Source organism: Vibrio kyushuensis (genome assembly GCF_050337325.1).
GTDB lineage: Bacteria > Pseudomonadota > Gammaproteobacteria > Enterobacterales > Vibrionaceae > Vibrio > Vibrio kyushuensis.
In genome coordinates this window covers 1-12,862 of record NZ_JAKJSV010000006.1, presented here as the reverse complement: position 1 = coordinate 12,862, position 12,862 = coordinate 1, and the positions used below count along the sequence as shown (strand labels likewise).

Annotated in this window: 11 protein-coding genes; 9 read left to right on the top strand and 2 right to left on the bottom strand. The window is 43.9% G+C overall.

Features of this window, described 5'->3' with window-relative positions:
* The first annotated feature begins 212 nt into the window (after positions 1-212).
* From nhaA to mnhG, 8 genes are all read left to right on the top strand, one after another.
* A complete protein-coding gene (gene nhaA / locus L4D20_RS13670; RefSeq protein ID WP_428802157.1) occupies positions 213-1,373 on the top strand; it encodes a Na+/H+ antiporter NhaA in 1,161 nt (386 codons plus the stop codon).
* Positions 1,374-1,888: 515 nt separating this feature from the next.
* Entirely contained in the window at positions 1,889-4,177 is a 2,289-nt protein-coding gene (locus L4D20_RS13665) for a putative monovalent cation/H+ antiporter subunit A (RefSeq protein ID WP_428802156.1), read from the top strand.
* Positions 4,177-4,611 carry a Na+/H+ antiporter subunit B gene (locus tag L4D20_RS13660; RefSeq protein ID WP_428802155.1) on the top strand — a complete coding sequence of 145 codons (435 nt, stop codon included), beginning with the start codon at positions 4,177-4,179 and terminating at the stop codon, positions 4,609-4,611. The genes L4D20_RS13665 and L4D20_RS13660 overlap by 1 nt, the downstream gene beginning before the upstream one ends.
* Positions 4,612-4,965, top strand: coding sequence for a Na+/H+ antiporter subunit C (locus L4D20_RS13655; protein ID WP_428802154.1), 354 nt, complete (start codon positions 4,612-4,614; stop codon positions 4,963-4,965). It abuts the gene before it with no gap.
* Positions 4,962-6,455, top strand: a complete 1,494-nt coding sequence (locus tag L4D20_RS13650) for a Na+/H+ antiporter subunit D (RefSeq protein ID WP_428802153.1) — start codon at positions 4,962-4,964, stop codon at positions 6,453-6,455. The genes L4D20_RS13655 and L4D20_RS13650 overlap by 4 nt, the downstream gene beginning before the upstream one ends.
* Positions 6,455-6,928 carry a Na+/H+ antiporter subunit E gene (locus L4D20_RS13645; RefSeq protein ID WP_428802152.1) on the top strand — a complete coding sequence of 158 codons (474 nt, stop codon included), beginning with the start codon at positions 6,455-6,457 and terminating at the stop codon, positions 6,926-6,928. The genes L4D20_RS13650 and L4D20_RS13645 overlap by 1 nt, the downstream gene beginning before the upstream one ends.
* A 4-nt stretch (positions 6,929-6,932) precedes the next feature.
* Positions 6,933-7,208, top strand: a complete 276-nt coding sequence (locus L4D20_RS13640) for an MrpF/PhaF family protein (RefSeq protein ID WP_428802151.1) — start codon at positions 6,933-6,935, stop codon at positions 7,206-7,208.
* A complete protein-coding gene (gene mnhG, locus L4D20_RS13635) occupies positions 7,198-7,581 on the top strand; it encodes a monovalent cation/H(+) antiporter subunit G (protein ID WP_428802150.1) in 384 nt (127 codons plus the stop codon). Before L4D20_RS13640 ends, mnhG begins: the two co-directional genes overlap by 11 nt.
* Positions 7,582-7,673: 92 nt before the next feature.
* Here the strand turns inward: mnhG and L4D20_RS13630 are convergent, their stop codons facing one another.
* Both L4D20_RS13630 and L4D20_RS13625 read right to left on the bottom strand, forming a co-directional pair.
* Positions 7,674-8,273, bottom strand: coding sequence for an OmpA family protein (locus L4D20_RS13630; protein WP_428802529.1), 600 nt, complete (start codon positions 8,271-8,273; stop codon positions 7,674-7,676).
* Between the two features lie 17 nt (positions 8,274-8,290).
* On the bottom strand, positions 8,291-9,610 hold the full coding sequence (locus tag L4D20_RS13625; RefSeq protein WP_428802149.1) for a TolC family outer membrane protein: 1,320 nt from the start codon (positions 9,608-9,610) through the stop codon (positions 8,291-8,293).
* A gap of 346 nt (positions 9,611-9,956) precedes the next feature.
* Between L4D20_RS13625 and L4D20_RS13620 the strand changes: the two genes are divergently transcribed.
* A partial coding sequence (locus tag L4D20_RS13620; RefSeq protein ID WP_428802148.1) for an Ig-like domain-containing protein occupies positions 9,957-12,862 on the top strand: 2,906 nt, incomplete at its 3' end.

Genomic DNA, 12,862 nt, shown 5'->3' with positions numbered 1-12,862 from the left:
CTCGCCAAATTAATTGTTTGGCGAGTTTTTTTTGTGCTTTACTTAGAGTGTAACAGGATATTACTAGTCCATTAATTGCGATCTTGCAACGTTGTTATATCGGAAATTACGAATTATTATATCAGCAGAAACGAAGTTATTTATCTGGTTGATTTTAAAGTTGATAACTATTCGCTCACTAATTGTTATTTTTATATTCAAAAGGGCTGAACATGACAGGCATTATCCGCGACTTCCTCAAAATGGAGTCTGCCAGTGGCATTTTACTCGTAATTGCCGCAGTAATAGCGATGATGGTAGCTAACTCTCCATTAAATGGCTTTTACCAAGGATTTTTACATACCTATGTTTTGGGGATGTCTCTTTCTCACTGGATTAATGATGGCTTGATGGCGATTTTCTTTCTAATTATTGGCTTAGAAGTTAAACGAGAGCTTATTGAAGGCGCATTGAGATCGAAAGAAACGGCAATGTTTCCGGCTATTGCGGCTGTAGGTGGCATGCTTGCACCTGCTCTTGTTTATATTATGTTTAACTCTCAAAACCCTGAAGCGATGGCAGGCTGGGCGATTCCAGCGGCGACCGATATTGCTTTTGCATTAGGGATAATGGCACTGCTTGGTAATCGAGTACCAATTAGTTTGAAAGTGTTTTTATTGGCTCTTGCTATTATTGATGACTTAGGTGCTGTGGTTATCATTGCACTGTTTTATACGACGGACTTGTCAATCATTGCACTTGTCGTTGGTTTCATTTCGACAGGCATACTGTTTTACTTGAATGCTAAAAAGGTCACGTCCCTTCATTGGTACCTGTTGATCGGAGCGATATTATGGTTTGCAGTCTTAAAGTCTGGTGTTCATGCAACATTAGCTGGTGTCTTGGTTGGCTTTGCTATTCCTATTAAGGGGAAGAACAGCTCTCACTCACCGCTTAAAACATTAGAGCATGCCTTGCATCCCTATGTTTCTTTCGGGATTTTGCCACTTTTTGCTCTGGCTAATGCGGGTATTTCTTTGCAAGGTGTGTCAATGGCGGGATTAACATCCATGCTTCCACTAGGTATAGCGCTTGGGTTATTGATTGGTAAGCCAATTGGTATCATGTCTTTTTGTTGGCTCTCATTAAAATTAGGCATTGCGAGGCTTCCTGATGGTATTACCATGAGGCATATCTTCGCGGTTTCTCTTCTGTGCGGCGTTGGCTTCACCATGTCGATCTTTATTTCTTCGTTAGCCTTTGGCTTGGAAAAAGAAGTGATGGACACCTATGCACGTTTAGGGATATTGATAGGCTCTACGGCATCTGCAATTTTGGGCTACTCGGTGTTGAGTATTGTCCTCCCAAAGCCCACAGCGGTAGTGACTAACTAACTCAGGTTAGTTGCTGCTCACATAAGAACTAGCTACTCACGTAAGAAATAGCTCATAACGTAGTTGATATGTTATGAGCTGTTAATATCTTGCAGCAGTATATGGCTATACGATGTAATATTGCAGTGGCGCTTACTATTTATTGTTAGTATCTATATAAAAAATAAGTTAAAAATCATTTGAGTAAGTCGTGATAGACAACTCACTGCCGAACTCCGTTCCGTGATCTCTCTCTTTTTATATTCCAGTATTTCCGTTGTATATAGTGGTTTCACTCGGTTATTCCGAGTGTTTCGTTCACAACAAGCGAGTATTCATATCAATTAAATTTGAATAAACTCCAATGCTAATAAATTTAACAGTTACATCGATAGAATCTACATATGCAAGTGTATTTAGTATTTCTTACTGATATGCATTTGTGATTGTTTTTCATATACTGATCATACTGATGCCCGTTACGGGTAAGCATTTCTACTGCGATACAATGTAGAAGATTTTGGAGACTATTTTTAATGCTGATTGCTGTTCTGTCGGGATTCTTCCTGGCGGTGTTTGTGCCGTGGTTATTCAGGCACTTTGGAGAACAAACAAGTAAGTTGCTCGCGATATTGCCAGCGACACTATTTGTTTACTTCTTAACATTCCTTCCTGCTGTTACAGAGCAGGGTCCACTTCTATTTAGTTATGAGTGGGTCCCTACGCTGGGCATTAGTTTAGATTTTTGGCTCGATGGCTTAAGCCTTCTGTTTGCGTTGCTGATATCTGGGATAGGTTTTTTTGTCATTGTCTATGCTGGAAGCTATTTAGCTCATAAGCCAGATCAACGTAAATTGTTGATGTATTTATTGGCATTTATGGGTGCGATGTTAGGAGTCGTTCTTTCAAATAACTTGATGGCGATGTTTGTTTTCTGGGAGTTAACCAGTATCACATCTTACATGTTGATCGGTTATTACCATGAGAAAGAGTCCTCACGTAAATCAGCACTTCAAGGTTTGATGGTCACTGTCGGCGGTGGTCTTGCTCTTCTCGCTGGTATCATTGTTCTTGGCTCAATAGCTGGAACATACCAAGTTAATGAGATCATTGCTCAAGGTTCTGAACTACAGTCTCACCCTCTATTTATTGTGATGATGGTGTTGATACTCGCTGGGGCATTCACAAAATCTGCACAGTTCCCGTTCCACTTTTGGTTGCCGAATGCAATGGCAGCGCCAACGCCTGTTAGTTCGTACCTACACTCAGCAACGATGGTAAAAGCGGGCGTTTACTTAATGGCACGTCTTCAACCTACGATGGCTGGTCATGACACGTGGACATTTGCTTTAACGGCATTTGGCGCTACGACAATGTTATTGGGTGCGACGTTAGCGGTAACGAGTACTGATCTGAAACGTATCTTGGCGTACTCAACAGTTATGGCACTTGGTACATTGACGATGCTCATAGGTATCGGTACTGAAGCTTCTCTTCTTGCTGCGGTTGTCTTCTTACTTGGTCATGCATTGTATAAAGGGGCGCTATTTATGGCGGCTGGTACAATTGATCACGAAACAGGAACAAAAGACGTTAGAGAGTTAGGCGGATTGCGCAAAGCGATGCCATATACGGCTGCGTTTATGTCTCTTGCGGCGTTAGCATTAGCGGGTGTTCCACCACTGTTCGGCTTTATTGGTAAAGAGATGATGCTTGAAGGCGTGTTGTCTAGCCAATGGAGCATGCTATTAATCTTTATGACCCTGCTGACTTCCATCTTTATCGTTGCTTGTGCGGGCCTATTGGTGATTAAACCATTCTGGGGCGCGAAGAAAGAGACGCCGATTGAAGCTCATGAGGCACCTCTGGGGATGCGTTTAGGTTTTTCTGTACTTGCAACTGTCGGTCTTATCTTTGGCCTGTTACCAAGCCTTGTGAACCCATTAGTGACGTCTGCCGTCAATGCGATCTCTGCAAGCTCTCATGAATCGGTAGATTTGGCACTTTGGCACGGAATTAACCTTCCATTAATGATAAGTGCATTGGCACTGGGCCTTGGTTATCTCCTGTTTAAGAAGTGGGACGCAATTGGCCCAACAGCTTCCAAAGCTAAACCATTACTTTCTTACGGCCCAGAGCGTGGTTATGAGATCTTTATGGATAACCTAGTGAAGTTCGCTAAGTGGAGCACAATGAAGCTGCAAAATGGCTACATGGCAAACTACATCTTAACGATCTTCATTACGACTATCGCCTTAGTGGCTTACGCGATGTTCACCAAAGTTGGCTTCCACTGGGATATCGATTTCTCAGATGTGACCATTAAAGATATCGGCCTGTCGGTTCTAATTATTGCAGTGATCACTTACGCATGTATTACACCTTTACGACTAGGCTCTGTTGCTGCAATTGGCGCACTAGGTTTTGCCATGGCACTAATTTATGTGTTCTTTAGCGCACCTGACTTAGCGATTACTCAGGTATTGATTGAAACATTAACGGTTATCATGCTAGTTCTTGTTCTGTTCAAACTGCCTAAGTTTCAAAAGCTATCAAGCAGTGATGTTCGTTGGAGAGACTGTATTGTAGCGGTTACCTTTGGCGCGATGATGGCGGTGCTTCTACTTACCGTGACTCACTTTGCTATGCCAGATCGTATCAGTACGTATCTGATTGAAAACAGCTACACCATTGCAAAAGGGCGCAACATCGTAAACGTTATTTTAGTTGATTATCGTGCACTTGATACATTAGGTGAACTGTTCGTTCTATCGCTTGCTGCGATTGGTGTAACGGCAATGCTTAGAACTAAGAAGGAAAAGTAATGAACAATACCGGTACTTCTCTCATTCTTCAGGTAGTGGCTCGATTTTTACTGCCTATGTTATTGCTGTTCTCTGTGTTCTTGCTTCTTCGTGGGCACGATGAACCCGGTGGTGGCTTCATTGCAGGGCTGGTCGCGTCAGCTGCGTTTGCGTTACACCTGTTTGCATTTGATGCGACTCAGACTCGAAAGTTAATTGGTATTGATAGTAGCTACTTAATGGGTGGTGGTCTGATTATCTCTCTATTAAGCGGTTTTATTGGTGTTATAAAATCGGGTAGCGCGTATTTAAGTGCAGTGTGGTGGTATGTTCATGTCCCTGGGCTTGGTGAGCTAAAGATCAGCACACCGTTAATCTTCGATATTGGCGTATATCTTGTTGTTACTGGCATGGTAACAACGCTACTGTTTTCGTTAGCACAGTTGGAGGAATAAATGACAACTCTATTTGCTATTGTCATTGGTGCTCTTTATGCGGCAGCACTTTACATGATGCTTCGACGCAGTGTGGTTAAGTTGGTTATTGGATTAATGATTTTATCCAATGCGACAAACCTATTGATCTTTACGGGCGGCGGCTTAGTTCGTGGTGCGCCACCTTTGATTGAAGAGGGAATGACAATGCCCGTGGGACCAATTGCGGACCCACTACCACAGGCCCTGATCTTAACCGCTATCGTTATTAGCTTTGGTGTGCTGGCATTTGCCGTTGTACTGATTAAACGTGCTTATAAAGTGATTGGCGCAGACGATATGAATGAAATGAAGAGTACAGATTCTCAATTATGATGCTATTAATGCCTGTACTGATCCCAATGTTTGCGGCAGCGTTATCAATGATGCTGTGGAAACACCAAACGCTACAGCGTTGGATCAGTGTAATCTCAAATTTTTCGCTGTTAGTAGCAGCGCTCACGTTATTTCACACGGTGTACACCAGTGGTATCCAAGCGACCAACTTAGGCGGTTGGGATGCACCATTCGGTATTACACTCGTTGCGGACTTGCTCGCGGTTGTAATGGTTACCGTTTCTTCGGTTGTCGCTTTTTGTATTTCTATTTATGCATTAGCTACGATGACCAAAGAGCACGAGAAGTTCGGCTTTTACCCATTACTGCATCTAATGCTTGCGGGTGTTTTAGGCTCGTTCTTAACCGGTGATATCTTTAACCTGTATGTTTGGTTCGAGATAATGCTAGTGGCATCGTTTGGTCTGCTTATCCTTGGCGGTGAACGTAGCCAAATGGAAGGTGCACTAAAGTATGTAACCCTGAACCTGTTGTCATCAGCTCTGTTCTTAAGTGCTATCGGTTTGCTTTATGCTTATGCGGGTACATTAAACATGGCCGATCTAGGGCAGAAGCTGTCTATGTCAGATAACCCAGAAGTGGTTACGGTCATATCGCTACTGTTCTTGGTGGCATTTGGTATTAAAGCTGCGGCATTCCCGCTGTTCTTTTGGTTACCAGCGTCTTACCACACACCACCAGTGGCCATTTCAGCAGTCTTTGCAGGTTTGTTAACGAAAGTTGGTGTGTACGCGTTGTACCGTGTATTCAGCGTTATCTTCATCGGTGATCTCGGTTTTACCCACCATACACTGTTGATGTGGATGGGCATTTTCACCATGGTGACAGGGGTATTAGGTGCCGCAGCTCAGTTTGAAGTGCGAAGAATTTTGTCATTCCACATCGTGAGCCAAATTGGTTACATGATTCTTGGTTTAGCACTGTTCACACCACTAGCGATTTTGGGCGGCGTATTCTATTTATTCCACCATATCATTGTGAAAACCAATTTATTCCTAATCAGTGGCGTCATGCATCGTATGCATGGTAGCTATCGACTAGAGAAATTGGGCGGTTTATACAAGTCAGCGCCTTTCCTTGCCATCTTATTTGCTATTCCAGCAATGTCACTGGCTGGTATTCCACCATTATCAGGCTTTTTTGCTAAGTTCGTGGTAATACAAGCTGGTATTGAAGCAAAACAGTGGATTGGTGTATTTGCTTCGTTAGCAGTTGGTCTATTGACCATGTATTCAATGATTAAGATCTGGGCAGAAGCGTTTTGGAAAAAACTTCCAGAAGACGCAGAAGTAAAACCAGCGATGTCAGACTCAGAGCGTCTGTGCCTGTATTTACCAATCATTATTATGGCTGCAATCACCGTTTTCATCGGTATTAATGCGGAATGGTTTGTACAGCTTGCATCGATGACAGCTGATCAAATACTGGATCCGCAGCAATATATTCAAGCTGTGCTGGGAGGTCAATAATGCAGGCATTTGGATGGAATATGCTATTAGCACTGGCTTGGTTAGTGCTATCTGGCTCCTACACAATTTCTAACCTTCTAGCGGGTATGCTGCTGAGTTACGTTGTGCTTGCCTATGTATTGCGCGATAGAGAACCATTTAAAGTCTATTTTGGTAAATTACCAAAAGTGGTTAACTTTATTTTGTTTTTCATCTGGGACTTAATTAAGGCGAACGCACGGGTAGCTTACGATGTCGTTACTCCAACACACCTAATGAAACCAGCCGTTATCGCTGTTCCATTAGATATTGATACTGATGGTGGTATTACTATCTTTTCTGCGTTAATCACGGTAACACCAGGATCGTTAGCTCTTGATGTTTCGACGGATAAGAAAGTGCTTTACGTTCACTTAATGTACTTTGAAGATGAGCAACTTCATGTCGCTGAATTGAAGCGACTTGAAGCCATGGTTATTGATTTATTGGATTAGCACTATGTTAGATACGGTTTACGATATTTGTTTTATGATTTTAAGCTTAGCGCTGTTGTTTGCTTCAGTGCGCCTGCTTAAAGGACCATCATTGCCAGACAGAGTAGTTGCTCTTGAGCTTATGGCATCTTTGACGGTGGGTATGGTGGTTCTGTATGGAATGGCTTATGACCAACCTAAATTTATCGATGTGGCTATCGTTCTTGCGTTAACGTCGTTTCTGGCGGCGGTTGGCTTTTCTCGTTACTTAGAGCACAGAGGAATCAGAGATGATGATTGATTTGATAATTGCTTTTTTTGTTCTAACAGGTGCAATGTTAATGTTGCTTGCGAGCTTGGGCCTAAATCGTATGCCTGATTTGTTAACTCGAATGCACGCGACTACAAAAGCAGGGGCATTAGGCGTCGGGTTGATTGTTGTTGGGTTCTGCATTGTCTTTTGGGATGATACTTCGATTGTTGTGCGTGCTATGGCCGTTGTAGCGTTCGTCATTGTTACAGCACCAATCGCCGCACACGTGCTAGCAAGAACGAGTTATTTTGTAGGTGTGCATGTCTGGGATGGCACAGTAAAAGATGCGATTAAAGAACAGTACGATTTGAATACGCACCAGCTATCAAGTCGTTGCGAAGAGAAGAAGAAAGCTTCTTAATCTTTAGTCAGCTGAACAAAATTAATAGCAATAAAAAGAAAAGCGCTCTACTCGTTGTAAAACAAGTAGAGCGCTTTGTTGTTTTCAGATATCTATTTTTCAAGAATGGTAAAGATACTCCATTCCTCTACGACTTGCTCTTTTAAGCCAACTACCGTTGCAGTTACTTTTCGGTTAACTGCATGAGAGGCGGCATCTTCTTCTTCACTTTCTAAACGCGTCTCCCCATAACCGACAATCTCTACACGATTTGGATCGATTTCATAAGAGAGTAACTTATCCCTTACTCCTTGCGCGCGTTTCTTCGATAAATCTAAATTATATTCGTGAGAACCTACTTTACTTGCGTAACCTTGAATTTCAATGGAAGCAGACTGGTAGGTTTTTAAGAAATCTGCCATCGTCTGAATTTGCCCACTAAATACTGGGTTAATTTCATAGGAATCGTGCCCAAACAGGATTCTCAACTGCATAGAGTCTTGCTCTGAGATAGTCAGCCCACATCCGTCATTATCAACGGTTGCACCCGTTGGCGTTCCTGGGCAAATATCTCTGGCATTCACCACACCGTCTCTATCTTCATCCTTTAAGTCAGATATTTGGCTAGCTTTACTCGTTTCAATATAATCGTAGTCATCATTAGCGCAACCGGAAACAGCGAGAGTGATAGCGGCAATACTGATTGCTAACATTGTCTTATTCGTCATAATCAATACTCCACTCTTTGAGTCCAGTCTTCAGGAATATCAACCAGCAAGGCGTCAAGCAGTGAACCCGTTGCGTTCATCACTCGATACTTCGCATATTGCTCTGAATAGTGGGCATCTAAATAGTCTTTACGTGCTTCGAAAAGCTCGTTTTCCGTGTTTAGTAAATCCAGCAAGGTTCGCTGACCAATTTTATACTGTTTGTCATAAGCAATGACGGTTTCAGATGCTGAATCAACGTGATCGGCAAGGAAGTTCTTTTGCTGAAGGGTTAGATCCAATGCAGACCATGACAGTCGTAAACCTTCTTCAACTTGTCGGTATGCGTTATCACGTAGATCTTTTGCTTTGTTGAGTTGGTATGCCGCACGTTCTGTTAAATCGCTATCGGTACCACCATTGAACAGATTGTAACGAAGACGAAGCATCGCCAATGTTTCTTCACTGCTGCCAGGGTCACCGCCGGCGTCATCTCGCCATGTTTGACTTGCTTCAACTGAAATCGTTGGGTAGTTCACTCCTTTAGTTTGTTCATATTGGAATCGAGCAGAATCGATATCGGCTTTCGCAATCTGAATAACAGGATGATTATCAAAAGCAACGTCAATGGCGTCTGTCATCGAAAGAGGTAACTTAGACTCATCGGCCCTTGGGTAGATAAGCCCTAATGGTTGCTGACCTACAAGACGATAAAACTGTGTATGAGTATCGACAAGGTTATTTTGTGCGGCAAGTAAATTACCGTGTGCTTTTGCAATACGCGCTTCAACTTGCGAAACATCCGCAGTAGAGCCAATACCCGACTCGGATCTCCTTTTAATATCTTTATAGATTCGTTTATGAACCGCTAAGTTACTTTCGGAAAGTGCTAATACTTCAGTGGCTTTGATGGCATCCAGATAAACCTGAGTCACTTGTAATGCGATGTCTTGTGAATCTGCGAGGATTTGCAATCGAACAGATTCCGCTTCTGCGGCTGTCCTGTCCATATCGCGTAGCGTGGCAGATCCATCCCATAAAAGTTGGGTTAAACTGATAGACGCCTCTTTACGTGTCATATCGGTATCTTCCGGATTTCCTCCTAACTCATCAGCAGGGCTAATACCTTCATAACCAATACCTGCATCTAAATCGATGCTGGGTAAATATGCCCCTCCAGACGCATCACTCTCTTTAACTTTACTGAGATACTCGTTATATATACTTTTCACTTCGGGGTTAGTTGCTAATGTTATCGCGACTGCTTGTTCTAGTGTTTGGCCAGTGGCACCAAAACTTGCTGCGATTATACAACTTAGCAAAACAGGCTTATTCCATCTCACTCACTTGCTCCTTATTCGTATCCAACATGCACTACAACCCAAATTTTTAGCTCAATTTAAGCTTAGAAATTTGTACTTCAATAAACATATCGATCTACATAGTGATGTTACACAGTTGTTATTCTCTGGAAGTTTAGTAGACGTTCTCTAAGTTTGAGAACCTAATTCAAAATTAAATTCCCTTAAATATTGACAACTTGTGAAATATGTCCGAAGTCAGAGTTTTTAATGACTGGAATATCAGTAAAAACGGTCTAAATTTAGATGAGAGTCAAATTAATTGTCATTTTGACAGATAGCCCTTGCATGGGTTACCTGAGGATGCCGTCGTCATAGGAAGAGAATTATGGGTATTAGTAACTCGTCATTATTGGGCATTGCAAACGCCACCATAGTTATAGATGTTAATGGACAAATAAGAGAGCTAGGACCAGGGGAAACACCAGCACCGGGTGAGGTTCTTGTCACCGTAGATAACGGCAATCCAGATGTTCCTAATATTCAAGCGGACTTGACGACCGAGGATGGCGGCTTTACCGGACTCGATTTAGAGGGCGAAATTGCTCAGATCTTCGAACAATTGGAACAAGGGGTCGATCCAACGGCCAATGACGACTTTGCAACCGCCGCCGGTGGAGAAGCTGGTTCAGGTGGAACTGGGCTTCCAACTATTGCAAGAACTGACGCTCAAACTCAAGCAGCTACAGCATTTGATACTGAGGGGCTGGAGGGGCAGGGGCTTTCTGAAACACAGAGCCTTGCGCTGATCGACGTATTAGTCAATGAAGCTCCTTTCTTTAGCCTTTTTGCTGCTCCAATTGGGGAAAATATTGCAGTTGAAACAGATGAGGATATAGCGATTGGAGGTCAATTAACTGCAACAGACCCTGATGGAGATGATCTTACCTTTGTACTGGATAGCTTACCTACGAACGGTGCGGTTACTGTCGAAACTGACGGTGCGTGGGAATATACACCTGATGATAATTATGATGGTGACGACAGCTTCACGGTGATTGTTTCGGATGGGCTAGGAGGCACGGACACCATTACAGTCGATATTGTCGTCAACCCGATACCGGAAATCAGCATAACTGGTCCATCAGTCATAGATGAAGGACAAGATGGAGAGTACACAATAAGCTTTGACAAAGCTTCGGACCAAGAAACAACACTAAACCTATCACTTGGATTAGGGACAGCTGAAGACGAAGATATTGGTGAAGCGGTAGTTGAAACAAATACAGGTGTAATTCTTACTGTTGAAGAAGACGGTACCGTTGTAGTGCCAGCTGGCGTCACATCATTGTCTGTTGTCCTCTCGACCATACAAGATGACGTTTATGAAGGAAGTGAGTCTTTCAGTCTAAATGTTGAATCAGTAAGTGGGTTAGTTGGAAGTGGCTCTGTCGATAGCAGTATTGTTGATGACGGTTCGGGTCCAGGTGAAGAGCCCGATGATGATCGACCAACCCTAACCGTTAGTAATTCGGACGACGTCACCGAAGGGGACAGTGCAGTATTTGGTGTCGAACTCAGTAACGATGTGGACGGGGTATTGGATTACACCTTTACGTTGAATGTTGATGGTAGTGCGGAATTGGCTGATCTCGTCGCGTTTAATGGGATTACCGTAAGTTACACCGATGGTGAAGGTGCTCAAGAGTTCACTATCAGCAACGGTGACTCGTTACCTATTCCAGGAGATGCTTCTGGGATCTCCGTGAGTGTAGCGACTGTTGATGACGATATTTTCGAAGGGAGCGAAAGCTTCGCTCTAGACGTGAACGTAGTGGGTGAGATTGGTGAGGAGTCGACCGAGCTTAATCTGAATGATAGCGGTAGTGCGACGATTATTGATGATCTCGATGGTGAAGATAACGCTGATACGCCGGTACTGACGGTGGTGAGTCCAGATCCTGTGACAGAAGGCGACAATGCGGTCTTCGGTGTCTCACTGGATAAAGAGGTCGATGGCGACTTAACCTACACATTCACCATTGATTTAGATGGGGATTACAGCGCGGAAATGGCGGATTTTCTGGCCGATGGCGACCTCACGGTGACTTACCTCAATGGGGAGGGAGTACTACAAACCCCTCCTGCCATTGCCAATGGTGGCAATCTCGTCATACCGGGTGACGCCTCAGAAATCAGTGTTAGTCTTGGCACGTTGAACGATGAGATTTTTGAAGGGGTAGAGAGCTTTGGTCTTGATGTGAATGTTCATGGCGAGATAGGTGACGAAGGTGAAGTGCTTGACCTGAATGGTGCGGGTAATACGACGATTGTTGATGATCTCGATGGTGAAGATAACGCCGATACGCCGGTACTGACGGTGGTGAGTCCCGATCCTGTAACAGAAGGCGACAATGCGGTCTTCGGTGTCTCACTGGATAAAGAGGTCGATGGCGACTTAACCTACACGTTTACTATTGATTTAGATGGGGATTACAGCGCGGAAATGGCGGATTTTCTGGCTGATGGCGACCTCACAGTGACTTACCTCAATGGGGATGGAGTGCTACAAACTCCTCCTGCCATTGCCAATGGGGGCAATCTCGTTATACCGGGTGATGCCACAGAAATCAGTGTCAGTCTTGGTACGTTGAACGATGAGATTTTTGAAGGGGTAGAGAGCTTTGGTCTTGATGTGAATGTCCATGGCGAGATAGGTGACGAAGGTGAAGTGCTYGACCTGAATGGTGCGGGYAATACGACGATTGTTGATGATCTCGATGGTGAAGATAACGCTGATACGCCGGTACTGACGGTGGTGAGCCCAGATCCTGTGACCGAAGGCGACAATGCGGTCTTYGGTGTCTCACTGGATAAAGAGGTCGATGGCGACTTAACCTACACATTCACCATTGATTTAGATGGGGATTACAGCGCGGAAATGGCGGATTTTCTGGCCGATGGCGACCTCACGGTGACTTACCTCAATGGGGATGGAGTACTACAAACACCGCCTGCCATTGCCAATGGTGGCAATCTCGTCATACCGGGTGACGCCTCAGAAATCAGTGTCAGTCTTGGCACGTTGAACGATGAGATYTTTGAAGGGGTAGAGAGCTTTGGTCTTGATGTGAATGTCCATGGCGAGATAGGTGACGAAGGTGAAGTGCTYGACCTGAATGGKGCGGGYAATACGACGATTGTTGATGATCTCGATGGTGAAGATAACGCTGATACGCCGGTACTGACGGTGGTGAGCCCAGATCCTGTGACMGAAGGCGACAATGCGGTCTT